Origin of the sequence: Methyloversatilis sp. XJ19-13 (genome assembly GCF_024580155.1) — a bacterium.
GTDB lineage: Bacteria > Pseudomonadota > Gammaproteobacteria > Burkholderiales > Rhodocyclaceae > Methyloversatilis.
On the sequence record NZ_JANINH010000007.1, the window covers coordinates 164,338 to 182,509 of the forward strand.

Annotated in this window: 18 protein-coding genes; 10 read left to right on the top strand and 8 right to left on the bottom strand. The window is 66.3% G+C overall.

The features are described 5' to 3' along the window. Positions 1 to 49: 49 nt before the first annotated feature. Positions 50 to 730, bottom strand: coding sequence for a hypothetical protein (locus NMQ14_RS11600; protein ID WP_257096318.1), 681 nt, complete (start codon positions 728 to 730; stop codon positions 50 to 52). 177 nt (positions 731 to 907) lie between these two features. Here NMQ14_RS11600 and NMQ14_RS11605 point away from each other — a divergent pair, with 177 nt between their 5' ends. The 4 genes from NMQ14_RS11605 to NMQ14_RS11620 all read left to right on the top strand — a co-directional run bounded on the left by NMQ14_RS11605 (position 908) and on the right by NMQ14_RS11620 (position 4,968). Then, positions 908 to 1,453 (top strand): cold shock domain-containing protein, encoded by a 546-nt coding sequence (locus NMQ14_RS11605; protein WP_257096322.1) that lies wholly within the window; start codon positions 908 to 910, stop codon positions 1,451 to 1,453. 153 nt (positions 1,454 to 1,606) lie between these two features. Next, a complete protein-coding gene (locus NMQ14_RS11610; RefSeq protein ID WP_257096324.1) occupies positions 1,607 to 2,596 on the top strand; it encodes an Ig-like domain-containing protein in 990 nt (329 codons plus the stop codon). Positions 2,597 to 3,117: 521 nt separating this feature from the next. After that, the gene (locus NMQ14_RS11615; protein ID WP_257096326.1) at positions 3,118 to 4,347 is read left to right on the top strand and encodes a PEP-CTERM sorting domain-containing protein; all 1,230 of its coding nucleotides are present in this window, start codon (positions 3,118 to 3,120) and stop codon (positions 4,345 to 4,347) included. A 108-nt stretch (positions 4,348 to 4,455) separates the two neighbouring features. After that, positions 4,456 to 4,968, top strand: coding sequence for a four-helix bundle copper-binding protein (locus tag NMQ14_RS11620; protein WP_257096329.1), 513 nt, complete (start codon positions 4,456 to 4,458; stop codon positions 4,966 to 4,968). Between the two features lie 251 nt (positions 4,969 to 5,219). Here the strand turns inward: NMQ14_RS11620 and NMQ14_RS11625 are convergent, their stop codons facing one another. The 3 genes from NMQ14_RS11625 to NMQ14_RS11635 all read right to left on the bottom strand — a co-directional run bounded on the left by NMQ14_RS11625 (position 5,220) and on the right by NMQ14_RS11635 (position 9,532). Further along, positions 5,220 to 6,254: a hypothetical protein gene (locus tag NMQ14_RS11625; protein WP_257096334.1), complete on the bottom strand. Its 1,035-nt coding sequence runs from the start codon at positions 6,252 to 6,254 to the stop codon at positions 5,220 to 5,222. Between the two features lie 202 nt (positions 6,255 to 6,456). Next, entirely contained in the window at positions 6,457 to 7,653 is a 1,197-nt protein-coding gene (locus tag NMQ14_RS11630) for a DUF1501 domain-containing protein (protein ID WP_257096336.1), read from the bottom strand. Between the two features lie 55 nt (positions 7,654 to 7,708). Further along, positions 7,709 to 9,532, bottom strand: coding sequence for a DUF1800 family protein (locus NMQ14_RS11635; protein ID WP_257096338.1), 1,824 nt, complete (start codon positions 9,530 to 9,532; stop codon positions 7,709 to 7,711). 248 nt (positions 9,533 to 9,780) lie between these two features. On the opposite strand from NMQ14_RS11635, the gene NMQ14_RS11640 reads away from it, so the two are divergent. Next, entirely contained in the window at positions 9,781 to 10,383 is a 603-nt protein-coding gene (locus NMQ14_RS11640) for a DUF502 domain-containing protein (protein ID WP_257096341.1), read from the top strand. A gap of 148 nt (positions 10,384 to 10,531) precedes the next feature. Continuing rightward, positions 10,532 to 11,113 carry a cytochrome c gene (locus NMQ14_RS11645; protein ID WP_257096343.1) on the top strand — a complete coding sequence of 194 codons (582 nt, stop codon included), beginning with the start codon at positions 10,532 to 10,534 and terminating at the stop codon, positions 11,111 to 11,113. Between the two features lie 67 nt (positions 11,114 to 11,180). Here the strand turns inward: NMQ14_RS11645 and NMQ14_RS11650 are convergent, their stop codons facing one another. After that, the gene (locus NMQ14_RS11650) at positions 11,181 to 11,861 is read right to left on the bottom strand and encodes a hypothetical protein (protein WP_257096345.1); all 681 of its coding nucleotides are present in this window, start codon (positions 11,859 to 11,861) and stop codon (positions 11,181 to 11,183) included. A 178-nt stretch (positions 11,862 to 12,039) separates the two neighbouring features. Between NMQ14_RS11650 and NMQ14_RS11655 the strand changes: the two genes are divergently transcribed. Next, positions 12,040 to 12,414: a DUF4149 domain-containing protein gene (locus NMQ14_RS11655; protein ID WP_257096347.1), complete on the top strand. Its 375-nt coding sequence runs from the start codon at positions 12,040 to 12,042 to the stop codon at positions 12,412 to 12,414. Between the two features lie 130 nt (positions 12,415 to 12,544). Next, positions 12,545 to 12,844 (top strand): hypothetical protein, encoded by a 300-nt coding sequence (locus NMQ14_RS11660; protein ID WP_257096349.1) that lies wholly within the window; start codon positions 12,545 to 12,547, stop codon positions 12,842 to 12,844. Between the two features lie 37 nt (positions 12,845 to 12,881). Here NMQ14_RS11660 and NMQ14_RS11665 read toward each other — a convergent pair whose 3' ends face one another. Continuing rightward, a complete protein-coding gene (locus NMQ14_RS11665) occupies positions 12,882 to 13,490 on the bottom strand; it encodes a DNA-binding domain-containing protein (RefSeq protein WP_257096351.1) in 609 nt (202 codons plus the stop codon). A gap of 210 nt (positions 13,491 to 13,700) precedes the next feature. Here NMQ14_RS11665 and NMQ14_RS11670 point away from each other — a divergent pair, with 210 nt between their 5' ends. Together NMQ14_RS11670 and NMQ14_RS11675 are read left to right on the top strand one after the other, a co-directional pair. Beyond that, positions 13,701 to 14,612 carry a LysR family transcriptional regulator gene (locus NMQ14_RS11670; RefSeq protein ID WP_257096353.1) on the top strand — a complete coding sequence of 304 codons (912 nt, stop codon included), beginning with the start codon at positions 13,701 to 13,703 and terminating at the stop codon, positions 14,610 to 14,612. A 249-nt stretch (positions 14,613 to 14,861) separates the two neighbouring features. Continuing rightward, complete coding sequence (locus tag NMQ14_RS11675) at positions 14,862 to 15,659, top strand: hypothetical protein (RefSeq protein ID WP_257096355.1); 798 nt, start codon at positions 14,862 to 14,864, stop codon at positions 15,657 to 15,659. A gap of 21 nt (positions 15,660 to 15,680) precedes the next feature. On the opposite strand, the gene NMQ14_RS11680 is transcribed toward NMQ14_RS11675, so the two are convergent. Both NMQ14_RS11680 and NMQ14_RS11685 read right to left on the bottom strand, forming a co-directional pair. Then, positions 15,681 to 17,060 (bottom strand): VWA-like domain-containing protein, encoded by a 1,380-nt coding sequence (locus NMQ14_RS11680; protein ID WP_257096358.1) that lies wholly within the window; start codon positions 17,058 to 17,060, stop codon positions 15,681 to 15,683. Then, complete coding sequence (locus tag NMQ14_RS11685; RefSeq protein ID WP_257096360.1) at positions 17,053 to 18,150, bottom strand: AAA family ATPase; 1,098 nt, start codon at positions 18,148 to 18,150, stop codon at positions 17,053 to 17,055. Before NMQ14_RS11685 ends, NMQ14_RS11680 begins: the two co-directional genes overlap by 8 nt. Positions 18,151 to 18,172: the final 22 nt, after the last annotated feature.

The following is an 18,172-nucleotide window of genomic DNA, read 5'->3' on the forward strand; positions in this document are numbered from 1 at the left end:
CCTTGGGTCCGGCTTCATGCGCACCGCATCCGGTGTGCAGTGGCAGCGCTCAGTCGCCGCCACCGCAACCGCCACCGCAACCGCCTCCGTCCGAACCGCCATCACCGTCGCCGAAGCCATCGGTGCTGCCGTCAACGCCGTCGCTGCCGAAGTCGCTGCCGCAATACGGTGTGCTGCCGCCGCTGTCTGCGCCCGCGCGCCGCACGCCGCCGCAGTCCGGCACATAGCTGAAGCCACCGGCGATGTTCAGCTTGGCGTCCAGCGCGAACAGCAGCGGCAGGCGGCCCGGCGCACGCGGGTCGATGTTCTCTTCGCGGCAGGCGAACCACCAGCAGCGGCGCAGGCCTGCGTTCTTCAGCCGGTCGTCGGTCAGCACCACCGCCGGCGTGTGGTGCAGGAAGCGGCCGAAGCCCTGGCGGCAGAAGGTGTCGTAATTCTTCGTGCACAGAATGAATTCGTGCCACAGGTCATCCACCACCTGACTGGGCATGGCCACGAACTTGCGGCCGCTCTTCAGATGCGCGAGGAAGAACTGCCGCAACCCGTTCGCCACCAGCTGGCAGTCCTTCAGCGACAGCTGCGGGTGACGCGCACGCAGCTTTTCGAACAGGCCCTTGGGCAGTTCGGCCTGGCGGATATGCGCTTCCCGGCGCAGCGCGACATAGCGGAAGCGGAAAACCAGCGCCACGCCCAGGAGGGCGACGGCAAGGACGATCAGCAATGGATGCATGGCAGGTTCGATCTCGGAGCGAGGCGGGCGCCGCAGATGATGCCCGAAGGGCAGGCGGTGCGCAGCGCTGCAGCGGCCCGGCGTGCCGGGCAGAACGGCTCAGGCGCAGAGACCGATCCTTGAAGCATAATTCCGATCTCATGCATTCAGCGGCGTACGGAAACCCGGCGGATCGTTATGGCACGAATCGAAGGCAAGCTCGCGAAGTGGAACGACGACCGTGGGTTCGGGTTCATCGAACCGACCCGCGGCGGCGACGAGGTGTTCGTGCATATCTCCGCCCTGCCGCGCGACGGGCGCCGGCCGATGAACGGTGAAACACTGCTGTTTGAGGTGCAGACCGATGCGCAGGGCCGCAAGCGCGCGGTTTCGGTCGAGCGCCCGGGCCGCGTCGTCTCCCCGGCGTACGAGGCGCGTCGCCCCTCTTCTTCGCGCAGCCCGGAGCGACAAGGCACCAGTCTGTTTGGCTATCTGCTGCTGTTCGCGGCCGTCGGATTCGGCGGCTACCTCATCTACGGCCAGATCGACACGCACCTCGTGCAACGCATCAATGGAACCGCGCCGCCGGCTCCGTCGGCGAATTTCCGCTGCGACGGCCGCCAGCACTGCAGTCAGATGACGTCCTGCGACGAGGCGACCTTCTTCATCAAGAACTGTCCGGACACGAAGATGGACGGTGACCATGATGGCGTGCCGTGCGAGGAGCAATGGTGCAGCTTCTGAGCTGAAGTCGGTCCAGCCTGCGCCATCGTCCTTCCGGCGGTGCGAATTCGCTCACGCCGCCCGTCATGCCCAGCTTGCTGGCCGCATGCCTGCCAAAGATGATCGGGATTCGTGGAGGTCATCTCGATCTCTTGCGCCACCGGGAGCCCACTGATGAAAACAACCACCGTCCTTGCAAGCCTGCTCGCGTGCAGCACCTTCAATGCCTTCGCCGTCACGCTGCCGCCGGAACCGGTGGCGCGCGACGATCTGTTCGAACTGACCGGCCTCACGCTCAGCATTTCGGCGCCCGGCATTCTGGCCAATGACAGCGGCACCGGCGTGAGCGTCAGCAGCTTCTTCAACCCGGGGTCGGGCACGCTGAACAACGTGGTCACCAACGGCGCCTTCCTGTACACACCCGAGCGGGGCTTTGCCGGCATCACGACTTTCGACTACTTCATCGTCGACGAGTACGACCGCCAGTCGAGCGCCACGGTGACGATCGATGCCAGCACCACCCTGCCCCAGGCACGCGATGACTACTACACCCTGGGCGGCCTGACCCTCGACATTTCGGCGCCCGGCCTGCTGGCCAATGACCGCGGTGGCATCGGCGAGGTGATCGTGACCAGCTACTTCGACCCCACCTCAGGCACGCTCAACAGCGTGGTCACCAACGGCAGCTTCAGCTACACCCCGGAGTATGGCTTTGCCGGTGTGGCAAGCTTCAGCTACCGCACCGAGGACGAGCTGGGCCGCAGCGCCAGCGCCACCGTGTTCATCGATACCGCCGCGTCCATTCCGGTGGCGTTCGACGACACCTTCACGGTACTCAGCGGGGGCACGCTCGACATCCTCGCACCCGGCCTGCTGGCGAACGACCGGGGCGGCATTGGCGAAGTCATGGTTTCGAGCTTTTTCGATCCGAGCAGCGGCACGCTGGACAGCGTGATCACCAACGGCAGCTTCCGCTATATCGCCGATCCGGGTTTTGCCGGACTGGCGACCTTCCAGTACTACTCGATCGACGAACTCGGCCGCTCGAGCTCGGCGCTGGTCAACATCAATGTGGTGGCGGTACCGGAACCGGGCGCCTGGGCAATGATGCTGGCCGGGCTGGCTGCAGTCGGATTCGTGGGTCGGCGCCGCGCGGCGACCTGAGCGCGCTGCCCGGGCCGAGCAACGTTCAGCCACGCCGCCCTGCGGCGCGTGTGGCGTGTCGGCATTCTTTACAGGGCGGCCTTGACCGACATGGCCCGCCCACGGCTCGCCGTTGATTCAACACCGCTATTCATCAGCCCCGACGCGGGGCGTGGTTCTTGCTCATGCGCATCCGGCGATTTCGATATTAAACGGGGCGCAACCATGACGAAGCGTGAGCGGAGGGCAGCGACCGCAAGTGGCGTGCCGTACCTCATGCCAAGCCATGGGCGCGTCAGCCCTTCAGGTCGCGCGAACACCATGCCCTGACTCCGCTTCTTTCGCTTCCCGGTCGCTGCGACCGCGGCAGCCCGGTTTTCCTGCGGCTTTGGAGCAGTCTGTTGGCTGCCTCTGAGGTCCCCGTTCTCCCAACCGCGATGTCCATACGTGACCTCGCTCCGTTTGCATATCCTGCAGCGCGCCGTGCCGGCGGGGCATGTCGCGCACGTTCCATCCGTCTTCCCAACGGCACCCGGCGACCCATGAAAACTAGAACAAACCTGAAACTTGGCATGCTGGCTGTAGCCATGCTGGCCGTCTGCGGCAGCGCCCGCGCGGCGACATCGATCGACATCAGCGTCAACGGCGTCTACAGCCTCGTCAACGCGATCAACTTTCAGCCGGGGCAGGAATTGATTTCGGTCTCAATCGCCGAAGAGAACGCCTTTGCCCGGTATCTGTCGTCATCGCTGACGATGAAGGTCCTGGCGCTCGGCGTGCGCGGCGAGCTGGCCGTGGCGCCGCCGAATACAGAACGTGTCGCACTGTTTGCTGAAATCAGCGCCATCTTGCCTCCGGCCTCGCTCGTCTACAGCGCCCAGGCCGGCACGGTGGTGCTGCAATCGGATCTGGGTGCCACCGGCGGCGCCGAAATATTCACTCAGACGACTTCGCAGCCGTACCTGTCGAGTATTCAGATGATCTTTTCAGAAGATGCCAGCCGTACCATCGTGTTCACGGACTCGTCCGAAGCCACGCTGTTGCCAAGGTATGGCTACGGACCGCGCCGCCCGCTCGCCGTGTCGCAGGTCCGGGGCAGCGTGACCGGCACCCTGGCACTCAAGAGCGAATACACCGTCAATTACCGGGTCGACAGCGCATTCGACCGGTTTCTGGGCTGGCTTGACAACGTCAATGCCACGGATTTCAGCATTGGAGGCGCCATCAAGCGCGCGATTCTCGAGCATCAGAAGGAAAAGTGGGAGCACGCAACGCCAACCGAACGCAAGCTGTTCTGGAGAAGCCGCAATGGCGGGACGGGCATCCGGGGCGAGGTGATATTCGAGGGCATTTCGGTCCATACCGCATCGCCCGGCGTTCTGGTCTATACCGCGACGCTGCCCGACGCCCCGACCATGGACGTGCCGCTCGCATTCACGCAGAACAATGTCGGTGCCGTGCTGGACGTGGCCTTCGACGGGCAGACGCTGGCCAGCTTTCGCGGCGATGACTACCTGACCGACGAAATCAACCTGCTCAACATCGACATTTCCAGCTTTGCCGGCCGGACCGGCGAGCTGACGTTCACGATCAACACCAGCGGCCCCGACAGCGCGGAAATCTTCGTGGCAGAGCGCCTCGGCGGTCTCAAGTTCGCGGCCACCTCGCTCACGCCGGTGCCCGAACCCGGCACCTGGGCGATGATGCTGGCGGGTCTGGCGGTCATGGCCGGCTGCGCAGGTCGCCGGCGTAGGAAGGCGACGCATCACTGAGCCTTGCGGGCGTTTTCAGGGGCGCCCTTCTTCGACACTGTCACGTAGACTGGGCGACGTCGACTTCGCGGGCTGCGTTGGCTCTGCACGCCGTCGAGGACGGTCAAGATGCGTGCGCCGTCGGCATCGGCGCACGGCCATACCATTAAAAAAGGATCTGATATGGACAGACGGGAACTGATCGGCGCACTCGGCGCCGCGACGGCTGCGGGCCTGTCGGGCAAGGTGCTTGCCCAGCACGACCCCGCGCACGACCACCACCATCACGGCGGCAAGGCCTCAGTGGCGTCGACGCCCCACATGAAGCTTATTGCATCCACCAGTACCTGCATTTCGACCGGTGAAGTGTGCCGCGAGCACTGCATCCGCCTGCTGTCCGAGGGCGACAAGGGTATGGGCGATTGCGCCAAGGCGGTCAGCCAGATGCTCGCGCTGTGCACGGCACTGCAAAGCCTCGCGGCCCAGAATTCACCGCTGCTGGTCGCCACCGCGACGGTGGCGCTCGAAGGCTGCAACCGCTGCGCCGACGCGTGCAAGCCGCACGTCGATCATCACGCAGAATGCAAGGCCTGCTTCGATGCCTGCCAGGACTGCATCAAGGCGTGCAAGGCGCTGACCTGAGCTGATCGATGGCCGGCTGCAGCCGCCAGGGGCACGGATTCCGGATTTGCAGTGTCTGGTGGAGCGGCCCATGTCGGCGCAGCGATCCACTGCCGGCCCTGTGGGAGCGGCGGCCTCGCCGCGATCAGTGCCGCGACCGTCGTTGTGCAGAGTGCGTATCGCGGCGAGGCTGCTGCTCCCACAAAAGTGCGCTGCATGGCCGGCAGTGGATCTCCGCACCCACAGGCCCTCCATCACCGCCGGCGTTGCACTCAGCAGCCGGTGGCTCTGCGCTGTCGGGCCGCACGCAGCACGACCCAAAGCCCAGGCAACAGCAGGGCGATGTGAGCGGGCTCGGGAACCGGCGCGGTCGTGACGCCGAAAATCGCCTCCGGATCGACACCCGGGAATACCCGCTGCAGTTCTGCTGCCGCATCGCTGCGTAATGCAAACGGGTCACCGACGCTGGCGAAGCCTGCGTTTTCATAGCCCGGCAAGGTGACCCACGACTCCATGATGTAGGTCAGCGAAAACTCGGTCTGGTCGATGAAGGTGCCGAGCGCAGCGTTGCCCAGATACGCCTCGGTAGCCACGGTCTGATAGGTCACGGAGTCGCGCACTTCGCCACCCTGACTTGCCAGACCGGCGAATACGCCCGTCGCATTGAGTACCGGCTGCAGCGAGCCCTGGCTGCGGCTCAGCACCACCGACGAGTCGAGCCTGAACTGTTCCGAACCGTCGGCGAACAGTGTGATTTCGTAGCGAAAACCGACCTCGCCGTAAGGGCCGGAAAAGTTGCTGCTGAGGCCGGCGAGCCCCGGAAACAGCAGGTAGTCGAGCCGGGCGGTCGTGGTCAGGCCGATCGGTACCACGACGAAACCCGACAGATTCCATTCGGTGCGCGAACTGATGCGGTTGTAGGCCGATCCGTTGGCGAAGCGGCCGCTGACCCGCGTCGTGTTGAAACCCTCCGCGCTCTGGTAGGCGTCCAGCAAGGCCGGCGCCCACCCGGTGTCGCCGGGTGCGCCTGCGGGCGGCGTGAAGGCCGGGGCTTCGAGGTGCGCATCGACCGGCATCGGGTGCAACTCCAGCTCGCTCGACGAGACATTCTGCCGGCGCGTGAAGGTGATGTTGCTCGCGCTGGTACCGACCTCCTGCGTTACCAGGGCGTTCAGCCTCAGCGCGTCGACGTTGATCTCGGCGTGCGCGACACCGGCGCAACAGCCGACCAGAAACAGGGCAAGGCAGGTGGAATGCCGCGCCGTGCGCGGCACGATACCCGGGCACACGTTGGAAAGTTCTGTCATCGACGCCCTCCCCGCCCTCACGACGGTGACGGCACGATTTCATCGTAATAAGGGTTCCGTCGTCCTTCAAGGTTCAAGCTGTGACCCAGGTCACGACCGCGATGACATAGCCTTGCATCGCATCTGCATCGCCCTGTCTTCGCCGCCCGATCGGCACACTCACCGGGATACCCGGGCGGGTCCGTCCGGCGAGCCCCCTGCTTCAGCCGAACACCGGCAGCGGCGCGAAGCGGCCCTTGAGTATCGTGTCGGCGGCGCCGACCTTGAGCCAGCCGTCGATGGCGCTGGCGTAGACCGAGCGGAAGTCGGTGGTGTGGACAAGGTTGTCGCCCGCGTCCAGCGCACCCAGATCGGACGGCGTGCCGTAGTGGCCGCCCTTGACCTGCCTGCCGGCGAAGAACATGACGTTGGCGGTGCCGTGGTCGGTGCCCAGACTGGTGTTCTCGGGCACCCGGCGCCCGAATTCGGAAAAGATCAGCAGGCTGACGCGGTCTGCCTGGCCGATGCGTTCCATGTCGCGCAGGAAGCCGTGTATCGAATCCGAGGTATAGGAGAGCAGGCGCTGATGCAGATCGGCCTGCTGCACGTGGGTATCGAAGGCATTGTTGCGGTAGCCGACGTAGTACAGCCGCGTCGGCAAACCGGCGGCGATGCAGGCCGCCACCTTGGGCAGGCCGAGCGGAACGATGCCGTAGTCCTGGTTGGTCTTGTATTTCGACCACGCGTCGCGCACCGCGAGCGACGACTCGCGCGCGCTGACCGCCACCTGTTCGAGGTAGCGACGCGAGGGGTTGTCCGCGCTCGCCACGCTCACGTCGTCGAGCAGCGTGCGCGCCTGATGGAAGCTGTTGCGCACGAAGCGGTCCGGCTCGTCGAACACCACCGGCGTATGCACGCGGCTGCGCACCGCGAGCGATTGCGCGGTGTCGATGTTGAGCAGGTAGTTCGGCACCGGCGCGGGCGACATGGCGTCGGCCAGCCGGCCGACCCAGCCGTAGTCGTCGCCGCTGTTCGGTGCCGCCGTGTGCAGATAGGCCATCGACGTGAAGTGCGAGAATGACGGGTTGTCGTAGCCACAGCCATGCACGATGGCGAGCCGGCCGTCCTTCCACAGCCGCTCGAAACCGGCCATGCCCGGGTTGAGGCCGAAGCGGTCGTCGAGCTTGCGCACCTTGTCCGGCCGGATGCCGATGGCGGGCCGCAAGCGGTAGTAACGGTCGTCGGCATAAGGCACGACGGTGTTCAGGCCGTCGTTGCCGCCGGACATTTCGAACACCACCAGGATGCGGTCTTCGGCTTCAGCCGCCGCGGCAGCGCGCGCGATGGTGCCGAAGACGCCGGGGATCATCAGCCCGGCAGATGCCTTCAGGATGCGGCGGCGGTTGTGGTCTGTGGTCATGGTGCGGACTCCTGCAGTGCGGGGCGTGCGTGGCTTTCGGCTCGGCCGGGTCGGCTCAGCTCAGTTGATATTCGGGCCGGCTCAGCAGCACATGCAGCAGCAGGCGCAGCGAATCTTCGGCATAGGTGGACGTCGCCTTCATGTCGCGCGTCCCGAGTTCCGTTTCCAGGAAGGCCGCCAGCTTGCGCCGCGTGGCGTCGTCGAGCTGCACCGACAGAAAGCGGCGTTCCAGATAGGCCACCACCTCTTCCGGCGTGCTGCAGCCGGCGTTCAGTACCATGCCGGTCAGATCCAGCCGGGCCACCGTGCGCGAGATGGGCTTTACGCGCTCGACCGCCATCTGCCAGCCGCGATAGCTGCCATAGCGCGTATTGAAGTCTTCATCGCGGTCGCCGCTCAGGGTCGACATCGCCATCATTTCCATGCCGCCGTCGGCACCGCCGGGTTTGGTGGCGGTGGTCAGATCGAGCCCGCTGCGCACGCGCTCATGCACGAAGCGGATTTCGTAGCCGGCCTGCGCCGCCGGATAGCGGTCGCCGGGAATGTAGTTGATGTCGGGCAGCGCCACGTCGAGCGCGAAATTGCCGCGCTCCAGCAGCAGGCCCGGCGTGATCCAGCTGCGGCCCTGCGCCCAGCCGGCCACCGTCGGCGGATGCATCAGGCGCTGACCGAGCGCGGCCGTGGTTTCATTGAAGTCGGGCACGCCGGGCACTTCGGTGAGCCCGAGCTTGCGATAGGTGGACACCACCAGTTCGACCGGCCCCTTGATGCGCGTCGCGACCGACTCGGGCGCATGGAAATCGCGCGACATCAGCAGCATTTCCAGGAAGGGTGCGATCTCGTAGTTGCCGGCCTTCAGACGCCTGCCCAGCTCCGCTGCGAGCGCCGGATCGATGTCCTCGCGCACGAAGTGACGGTACAGCTTCGTTGCCAGAAACTGCGGCGTGACCGGCTGGTCGAGAATGATGTCGATCACCTGCACGCCGTCGAAATTGCCGCGCCGGCCGAGCACCTCCTTGGCGGCATCATCGTGCTTCGCGGCATCGATGTGGAAGGCGACACCCTCGAAATTCCAGCCGGTGAAGGCGCGCGCCGCCTCGCGGATGTCGTGCTCGCTGTAGTGGCCCACGCCCATGGTGAACAGCTCCATGATTTCGCGGGCGAAGTTCTCGTTCGGGGCGCCCTTCACATTCACGCCGGCATCGAGGAAGGCGAGCATGGCCGGGTCCTGGGCGACGCCGATCAGCAAGGTGCGGAAGTTGCCCAGGCCCTGGTTCTGGAACAACTCAAGCTGATTCAGCATCTTGCGGTAGTCGCGCACCTTGTCTTCATTGGTGGCGAAGTGGCCGTGCCAGAACAGCGCCATCTTCTCCTGCAGCGGACGCGGCGACGTGAGCATGCGGTTCGCCCACCACCAGGCGACGCGGTCGGTTTCGAGCTTGCTGGCGCGCAGCCAGTAGAAGAACTTGTTTACCACCGGCTGCATGCGACGGTTGCCGCCGGCCTTCACCCGCACACCGATCACTTCGCCCTTGTCGCGTGCGGCATCGGTGGTGGCCGGCCGACTGGCGGGAAACGGGTCCAGGCCCTCATCGAATACGCCGGAATGGTCGAACGGCGGCAATTCGGCGGCAGGCGCCCCTTCGAAGTACACCAGGCGGCGTACGGCCTGGACAGGCGTCAGGCGGGCCAATGCGTCGATCTCTTCCGGCGTGCCGCCGAAGCCGGCCCGCTCTAGCAGGTGCGCAGCGCGCGCGCGGTTCCAGTCGGACGGGCCGATCGGGGCCAGATCGCCGGCAAACGGCGATGCGGCCGGCGACTGGGCGCTGAACAGAACGATCGCGAAGGCAACGAGCGCGGTCAGGGGGAATCGGGACATTGCGGATCGCTTCCGGAACAGGACGGCGCTCAGGCTATTCCTGCTCCGCTTCGCATTTCCAGATGCATTCGCCCCGATGCGACTCGGGATTTTCTGGAATCTTGCTGCCTTGCCCTGCCGCGCGCCGGGCATCGCGACCGTCGTACACCTGCAACGGGCGCGTCACCCCGCGAGGGCGTATGCCCCGACACCTGTCGCGGGGCCCGGCGCGCGGTATGCTGCGCCGCACCCCGTCCTGACTGCCCGCCATGAATCGCCTCTACCAATATTTCTTCCGCGGCCTGATCACCTTCCTGCCGGTGGCGCTCACCGTTTACGTGCTGGTGCTTTTCGTCACCTGGACCGAGCGGCTCGCGATGTCGATGATCCGGCCGATCATCGGCGACTTCTACCTGCCGGGGCTGGGCATCGCCATCGGAGCCCTGCTCATCCTCGCGCTGGGCGCCCTGGTGTCGCAGCGCTTCACCGGACGCCTGCTGTCCTGGGTGGAGTTGCCGTTTACCAATCTGCCGGTGGTGAAGAGCATCTATTCCTCGCTGAAGAACTTCGCCGACTACTTCGCTCCGCATCCTGAATCGGCGCAACAGGTGGTGCTGCTGCGGATGCCCGGCAACGAACTGGGCATCGCCGGTCTGGTCACCCGGCAGTCGATGGCAGGCCTGCCTGCCGGCCTGGGCGAACTGGAAGACCAGGTCGCGGTGTATCTGCCCATGGGCTACATGATCGGCGGCTACACCGTGTTCGTGCCGCGCGCCTGGGTGACGCAGGTGGACATGTCGGTCGAAGAGGCGATGCGCATGGCACTGATCGCCTATATGTCGTCGAACCGGGCAAAACCGGACGGGCGATGACCGGCATGGCGCGCACCGGCATCGTCTGTTCTGCCGGACCGGGCATGCGCCCGGCGCTGCGCGCGCCGTCAGACGTCGCCGACACGGGGCGGCGCACCGGCACGGATCGCAGTACCCTTTGCCCACGATGACTCACGGGAGAACTGCCTTGAATACTGCTCAACTTGTCACGGCGAGCCTGCTCGCGCTGTTGCTGGGCGCATGCGGTCAACCGGCCGAACCCGAACCCGTTGCAGCGCCGCCCGCTGCGGCGACCGCTCCGACGACCGAAGTCAGCCCGGCGCCGGTCGCCGAAGTCACGGCGACGCCTGCGCCAGCTGCCGGGAACGTCGCGGAACCGATGGCCGCCGCGACCGCTCCCGCCGCTGAACCGGCACCCGCTGCGACCGCTCCTGCTGCAGCCGCGCCGGCCGACACACCGCCGGCTGCAGCAACCGAAGTCGCCGCCATGGCCACCGGCGGCGATGTCGTGAAGGGCTGGAAAGCCTGGCGGGCGGCGGCGTGCGAGCGCTGCCACGGTCCTGCCCAGGAAGGCATGGTCGGCCCGTCGCTGATCACGTCGCTGAAGACGCTGTCGAAGGACGACTTCAAGAAGGCTGTGCTTGAAGGGCGCATCGCGCTCGGCATGCCCGGTCACCCCTTCCTGGCCGACAAGATAGATGACCTGTATGCCTATCTGAAAGGGCGCTCGGACGGCAGCGTCGCGAACGTGCGGCCGGACGGCGCCTGATTGCAGTCTGGCCCCGCCACCGGCGAGGTCAGACCTCCCCCCCTCGCCCGGAGGGCGAAGCAGCGGATCAGCGCCGCTCTTCGGCCGGTTGCGCCCACCTGACCAGCAGGCGCAGCGCCGCTGCAGCCAGAAACGCCGCAACAAGACTGATCAGACCCCACTTCAGCAGCACGCTGTAATGCGCCCAGGCGAACAAGGCCTCGCCGGGGCCGTCGGAACCCGCGGCCAGAAACATCAGATGCGCGATGTTTTCGCTGACGTCGGCAAGACCCGCCAGCGGGGCCGCGTAAATCGCCGCCTGCCCCACGCGGCGCGACACGCCGACGAGCGTCGCTGTGGCGCGTGTGCACAGCATCCAGAGAAAGATCGAGTACGCCGTCATGAAAGCGAAGTCGGCCCACAGCGTCTGCCGCGCCGTGCGCAGGCGCGTCTCGGGCGGGCGCGCCTCGACGCGAAGCTGCGCTGCGTCCGGCGCCCCCGCCGCCGCGCAACCGTGCTGCGCGCGCTGCGCCTCGGTGTCCGCACACTGACCCGCCCAGTTCTGCATCACCAGCCGGGAACAGTCGGCCGAGTCCGCGAACTGCAGGCTCAGCATGCCGTGCGGTGTGCACGACATCTGCAGGTCGCGGTTGGTGGCCAGCACGAAGGCGCCCGTCACCGCCGTCAGCAGCAGCGCGGCGATCAGCCGCACGGCGCTCGTCAGTCCAGCCGCACGTTCAGCGGCCCGTACGGGCGTTCCGGATGACATGTTCAGCCCTCATGGTTCGCGCGATCCAGGGCGTTCCCGGCTGCGCAGCTGATCACAGCATTCACTGCCCGCCCGTTGTGCGCAAGTGGCGGATCGGCAGAACCTGCAGCGCATCGGCCTGTCTGTGCCGCAGGAACGCAGGGTCTGTAGCCCTGACATGCAAACCGGAGGCGGCGCAATGCTGAGCGAACTGATCGTGGCGGGTGTGGTTGGCGTGATGCTGTTTTTCACGGTGGCGGTCGCACCGGGCATCTTCAAGGTGTTGCCGCAGCAGTGGGCCAGTGTGTATGTGCGCAACTTCTTCCCGAAGTACTACACCGTGCTCGGCGCCGCCTGCCTGATCGCCGCCGTGATCGACGCACCGCATTCAGTACGCATGGCGGCGGTCGCCAGCACCGTGCTGTTCGCCATTTCGCTGTGGGGCGTCACGCCGGCCGTGAATGCCGCCACCGACCGCGGCGACCGTCGCCGCTTCGGCCTGCTGCACGGGCTCAGCGTGGGGCTGAACGTCATCATCCTGGTCGCACTGGTGTGGGCGCTGTGGGCTGCCTGATAGGCGGCGGTTATCGGGTCATCGAAACTTGGTATTTCACAGCCTTCGCGGCACTTCGGATACTCGTTCCGATGGCCCGCGCAGTCTTCCTGCTCGGGTCGTCATCGCCCGTCAACCAAGGAGTCACCCGATGATTACGCTCAAAGAGACGCTGCGCAACGCGTCGCTCACCCTGCTGTTGTCGATCGCCGCCAGCGCCGCCCAGGCCGGCCCGGACGAGACATCCGTCTACTTCATGGACTTCTCCGGAAAGATGCGCACGATGGAAGTCATGAAGAAGATGGACAGCGACGGCGACAAGATGGTCAGCAAGGCCGAATTCATGAAAACGATGGAGATGAGTTTCAGCAAGATGGACAAGAACGGCGACGGCATGCTCGACGCCAAGGAATGGATGGGCGAGAAGCATTACGGCGGTGGCAACGGCTGATCGGTTGCGCTGACGCTCCCGCGATCGCACTGCCCGGTTAACCACCGGGCGGGGTGATTGCGAGACAGGCGTGTGTCGCCGAGTCACGCAAGGGCTGGATGCACGGCAGCCGGACGATGCACACGCGCTCCGGGCGACCCACGATGATCGCCGCAACGCGCGCACCGGGCGATTGCACCGTGCCCTGCGCGCCGCTGCGCCACCATTCGTATATCCGGACCACATCCCAGTCCGAACGGAAGTACCGCACGTTCATCGGCAGAGCTCGCCGCGCAAGAGGGGCAGCCATCAATTCGGCAATCTCGGATTCCATCCGGACCAGTTCGCCGAGCCAGGGCAGCGCCTGCAGTTCTTGCTGTTGGCCGAGCCACCCTCCGGACACGATCTGTTCGGCCTGCCGCAACGTGATGACTTCGCGACGTTCGACGACCAGCCGCTGCGCCAGGGTGCGGAAACATCGGCGGCCAAGCATGTCGGCACTGCACGGAAAACGCCGACGCAATGCATCGGAGACCCGTCGCCCGAGAGCGCGCCGATAGCGCGCAAGCAGCACATCGGTCAGCCCTGCATCCGCTTCGATGCCCAGCGACCGCGCCGCCACGGCCCGTCGCAGCCCTTCCAGTCCGTCGTCCGCATCGTGCTTCATCGTGTGTCGCGTGCACCTGGGTGGCGATCGGCGTGCCGCGCAGAGGCGGGGGCCGCCAAACTGTCAAGGTGGATGGGCATACTGTGCGAGGGGTATTCCGCAACGACACACCGATCATTGTCGTCAGCCCGTGCCGACCCCGGAAATCACAAGTTTTCATCACGCGATAAACCGTGCTTATCGCCCGACGGCTGTCATCAGGAGTGAAACGTGGAGCTTTATCAGATCCGCTACTGTCTCGCCGTGGCCGAAACCTTGAACTTCACGCGTGCGGCAGAACGCTGCTTCGTGTCGCAACCGGCACTCACCAAGGCCATACAGAAGCTGGAAGACACGCTGGGCGGGCTGCTTTTCGATCGCAGCAAGGTGGCGGTCAGCCTGACGGATTTCGGGCGCTCCATGCTCCCCAGTCTGCAGCAGATCTATGCCGCGACCAGCCAGACGCGGGAGCTGGCTCGCCGGCTGCAGCAGGACCGCTCGGAAGCAGTGCGCGTCGGCATCATCTGCACGATAGACCTGAACGCCATCTTCCCTGCCTTCCTCGCGTACCAGCGGGCTTTCCCCAAGGCCGACATCCAGTTCCGCGAAGGCTCGATGGAGGCGCTTATCGACGCGCTCGACAAGGGCGACATCGATGTCGCGCTGCTCGCGTCACCGTTTGCCATCGCCCGGCGCTTCAGCGGACCGGTGCTGTACGCCGAGGATTTCGTGGTGGCGCACGGGCCGGCGCACCGCTTCGGCCAACTGGCCGCCCTTTCGCTCACCGATCTGCAGGGCGAGGCCTACTGCCAGCGCAGCCTGTGCGAGTACAGCCTCTACATCGAGCGCGTGATGGCCGAACGCGGCGTCGACGTGAAAGTCGTACAGCAGACACCGCGCGAAGACTGGGTGCAGACCATGGTCCGGGCCGGTGTCGGCATCGCCTTCATGGCCGAGTCGACCGCGGTCTCCGGCGGCCTGTCATTCATCCACGTGCCGGACGCCCGGTTCGTGCGCGAAGTGCGCGCCATGGTATTGAGCGACCGCCCGCACTCCGGCGCCGTCGACCAGTTGCTCGCCTTCCTGCCCGGCTTCGACTGGTCGCACATTCCCTGCCTGAAAAAACCCGACGCAACGGGCTGAGCGTCCGCAGCCGCCCCACACCCGCCTGACCTGCATGGCGCGCCGCCCGGCCAGCGTCCGGGCAGGCACCTCCACGCACCTCGATGCGTCCCGCCACACGCGGCATCCCGCTCCGAACATTAACGAATGATTAATTCTTGATTAATTTTTCGTTAATTTTGTGCTGTAATTTGCGCAGGAAAAAACATCTGCCGAAACGGCGGGGAACACACCGCATGCGAGCCGTGCGGCGAGCAAGGGAGCAAGGGGATGAATCGGGAAAGCAGTGACCTGTCCGTCTTGTGGTGGGGCGTGTTCCCGCCGCTTGTCATGATCGCGGTGTTCATCGGTCACTACTTCGCGCCGCCACTGTACGAACTCATGACGGTGCGCGACGAAATCAATCCGTACGGCATCATCGAGAACGGCACCATCCTCGTCCTGCTGCCGGCCATCGTTGCCGGCTTCATCGTGTTCGCGCGCCGCCGCGCACTGCCGCACTGGACAACCGGCTGGGTCGCGCTGGCCTGTGCGCTGGCCTGCATCTATTTCGCCGGCGAAGAAGCCAGCTGGGGCCAGCACTATTTCGGCTGGGAAACCGGTGAGCGGATGAGTGAACTCAACAAGCAGAAAGAGACCAACCTGCACAACGTGAGCACCTGGTTCAACCAGAAGCCGCGCATGGTGGTCGAATGGTGGCTGCTGCTCGGCGGCATCATCCTGCCGCTGTGGCGGGCGATCCGCAGATCGACGCCCGACACGACATCGTTCAGCCACTGGTTCTGGCCGACCAACATCGTGGTGCCGACCGCCCTGCTCTATCTCGCGCTGCGCTGCGGCTACTGGTACCAGAACGCGACCGAAGCCGTCATTCCGTACTGGACCTACGACCCGGAGACGCGCGAATACTACATCGCACTGTTCCTGTCGCTGTATCTGCTGTCGATGTGGAGCCGCACGAACAGCGTGCTGCGCGCCTCGCAGGCTGACGCGGCCCGTCACCCGGCTGTGCCCGCCAGCGCTGCGGACCCGTCGGCCGGCAGCACCCCGCCGAACCAGTTCGCGTAATGCGCACCTGCCAGTCGGCGATCAGTCGAGTTGCAGCAGGCGGCCGAAGGGCACATGCGCGCGCCGCGCGGCTTCAGGCACTGCCCACAGCACGGGCCAGCGCGGCCTGAAGCGCGCCGGGCCGTCGAGGTCGGTCAGCACGACGGCGATGTCCGGCCGGTGACGATCGGCTTCTTCGAGCAGCGGAGTGAAGTCGGTGCCGCCACCGCCGGTGAAGGTGAGATCCCCCAGATCGGCGCGTCCGGCGGCGAACTGTTCGACGCGCTGCACCCGGTCGTCACCGATGATGAGGACCAGCCCGGCTTCGAGCCGGCGGCTGATGGCTTCGATCTCGCGCGTGAAGCGGGCCATCAGCGCATCGTCGATCGAGCCCGACACATCGACGATCAGCGCCAGCCGCGGCACGGTTTTCGCCGCGCTGAAGCCCGGTTCCCACGGCATGCGGTGGCGCGGGCCGGCGCGACCCTGATTGGCGATGTACGAACGCGACGGCCGCGACCACGACAGGTCGCGCTTCGACGACAGGCTGCGCGCGAGCCGGGTGCGCAGCACCTGTTCCCACGGCGTGCGGCTGCGCGGCAGATCGGCGATCAAGGTGCGCAGCATCGAATGCGCGCCGTCGTTGGCGTGGCCGCGGATCAGCCGCTCGCTCCACTCACGCGCCTGCTCCGCTTCCGCCTCCGGCGGGCCGCGCGTGTCGGGGCCGGGTACCAGGTCGCGTTCCGACTCGCAGCCGAGCACCCTGACCCGGCCCGACTTCGGGCCATCGGGTCGCGCGGCGGCTTGTGTGCCCTCCGCCTGCGGTGCGGGCGTGGTCGCACCGCCCGCCGTGTCGGCGTCCTGGCCAGCATGCTGGCGCGGCGTGCGGCTGCGCCCGCCCGACGGCGGTGGCCGGCGGTCGTCGATGGCCCGGTACAGGCGTTCGACATCCCATTCCAGCAGTGACTTCTCGACCGGCTGGTCGATGCCCAGCACGGTCGTCAGCAGGCGGTCGAGCTGCACGGCGGTGGCCGGCTGACGCAGCCATTCGAGGTGCGACAGCGCGCTGTTGATCAGCGCGTCGGCACACAGGTTGAACAGCTGCAGATCGGCGTCGCCGAGTACCTGCTGCAGTTCGATGAAGCGCTGCGGGTGGCGCAACGCGATGTGCAGCACCTCGTGCGCCACGCGAGCGGCCTGTTCCTCGATCGGCAGCCGCTCGAAGGCGGCACCGTAGAAGATGGTGTGGCCGTCGGTGGTGAGCGGCGCCTGTGTGGTGTCGGCGTCGGCCGGCAGGTCGCGATGGCGCACCCACAGCGCCAGCCCGCCGGTGGCCGGCGCGAATTCGACCATGCGCTGCACCGCGCGCGTGCCGCGATGGATGTACAGCGAGTGGCTCGCCGAGGGGGCGCCTTCAGGCATCGCGGCGCTGGTCGACGTAGCGCCGGTAGGCCGGGCTGTCGAGGATGGCGGCTGCCAGATCGCCTTCCAGCGCCTTCTGCATCAGCAGTTCCATCGCCAGCGTCTGCGCCTCGCGGATCGGCAGCGGCACCGTGCCCTGGATGTCCGGCAACTGGTCGATGATGTCGAGCCCGCGCGTCATGCGCGATGCATCGGTACAGGCGGCGAGCAAACCGTAGATCAGGCCATACAGGCCATCGAGCGTCTGCGGCAGCAGCGCGGCGGTGGCCGGGCCGCGCGGCGTGTCGAGCAGGCGCATCACGTCGGCACCGGCGCGCAGTTCGCGCAGCACGCCGAAGAACTCGGCCGCGTTCGCCGCGCCGATGCGGCCCTGCACGAACAGCCGTTGCGCCGTTTCGGACACGCCCGACTTCAGCACATTCGAAATGTCTTCCCAGCCTCGCGGACTGGCGCCGATCAGATAGTCGTTCGCAAGCTGGGCCTGCGTGTCGTCGAGCTTGTCCGGCCGCACCTTCAGATAGGCCATCACCTCCGGCGCGAAACCCAAGGCCAGCGCGTGCGACAGGAAGGCGTCGATCACGGTCTGCACGTTGAAGTGGAACATGCGGTCGGCCAGCGCGGTGCCCATGTCATGGCACACCGCGCCGTGAAAGCTCGCATTGCCGGCGGCGATCACCTGCCAGCCATCGGGCAGCCGGTAGTTGCCGACGCGCCGGTCGAGAATCAGCGAATAGGCGGAAATCTGCAGTCGCTGGTCGGCCGCGGTCAGCTCGTCGAGAAACAGGATGCCGTCGGGTGCGTCGGCGGCGGGCAGGAACTCGGGCGGAAACCACACCGTCTTGCCCTGCACCTCGTCGGCATAGATGGCACCGCGGATATCCACCGGTTCGATCGTGGTCAGGCGCAGGTCGACCAGCGGCACGCCGTAATGCGCCGCCACCTGACGCACCACCGACGACTTGCCGACACCGCGCGAGCCCCACAGCATGGTCGCGCGCCGGCGCAGCACCGGGTCGGCGAACTGTTCGATCAGCGCCGCCCTGGCGGCCGCCACCGACACCGGCGGAATGTTCATCGGATTGGCAGACATCGAACCTCGCTTGAACTGGAAA

Bases quoted from the DNA above. Each gene is read 5' to 3' on its own strand.
- NMQ14_RS11665 (WP_257096351.1), bottom strand. From the start codon at position 13,490: ATGAAGCACGATGCGGACGACGGACTGGAAGGGCTGCGACGGGCCGTG.
- NMQ14_RS11640 (WP_257096341.1), top strand. From the start codon at position 9,781: ATGAATCGCCTCTACCAATATTTCTTCCGCGGCCTGATCACCTTCCTG.
- NMQ14_RS11610 (WP_257096324.1), top strand. From the start codon at position 1,607: ATGAAAACAACCACCGTCCTTGCAAGCCTGCTCGCGTGCAGCACCTTC.
- NMQ14_RS11635 (WP_257096338.1), bottom strand. From the start codon at position 9,532: ATGTCCCGATTCCCCCTGACCGCGCTCGTTGCCTTCGCGATCGTTCTG.
- NMQ14_RS11600 (WP_257096318.1), bottom strand. From the start codon at position 730: ATGCATCCATTGCTGATCGTCCTTGCCGTCGCCCTCCTGGGCGTGGCG.
- NMQ14_RS11675 (WP_257096355.1), top strand. From the start codon at position 14,862: ATGAATCGGGAAAGCAGTGACCTGTCCGTCTTGTGGTGGGGCGTGTTC.
- NMQ14_RS11630 (WP_257096336.1), bottom strand. From the start codon at position 7,653: ATGACCACAGACCACAACCGCCGCCGCATCCTGAAGGCATCTGCCGGG.
- NMQ14_RS11685 (WP_257096360.1), bottom strand. From the start codon at position 18,150: ATGTCTGCCAATCCGATGAACATTCCGCCGGTGTCGGTGGCGGCCGCC.
- NMQ14_RS11650 (WP_257096345.1), bottom strand. From the start codon at position 11,861: ATGTCATCCGGAACGCCCGTACGGGCCGCTGAACGTGCGGCTGGACTG.
- NMQ14_RS11605 (WP_257096322.1), top strand. From the start codon at position 908: ATGGCACGAATCGAAGGCAAGCTCGCGAAGTGGAACGACGACCGTGGG.
- NMQ14_RS11660 (WP_257096349.1), top strand. From the start codon at position 12,545: ATGATTACGCTCAAAGAGACGCTGCGCAACGCGTCGCTCACCCTGCTG.
- NMQ14_RS11625 (WP_257096334.1), bottom strand. From the start codon at position 6,254: ATGACAGAACTTTCCAACGTGTGCCCGGGTATCGTGCCGCGCACGGCG.
- NMQ14_RS11620 (WP_257096329.1), top strand. From the start codon at position 4,456: ATGCGTGCGCCGTCGGCATCGGCGCACGGCCATACCATTAAAAAAGGA.
- NMQ14_RS11680 (WP_257096358.1), bottom strand. From the start codon at position 17,060: ATGCCTGAAGGCGCCCCCTCGGCGAGCCACTCGCTGTACATCCATCGC.
- NMQ14_RS11655 (WP_257096347.1), top strand. From the start codon at position 12,040: ATGCTGAGCGAACTGATCGTGGCGGGTGTGGTTGGCGTGATGCTGTTT.
- NMQ14_RS11615 (WP_257096326.1), top strand. From the start codon at position 3,118: ATGAAAACTAGAACAAACCTGAAACTTGGCATGCTGGCTGTAGCCATG.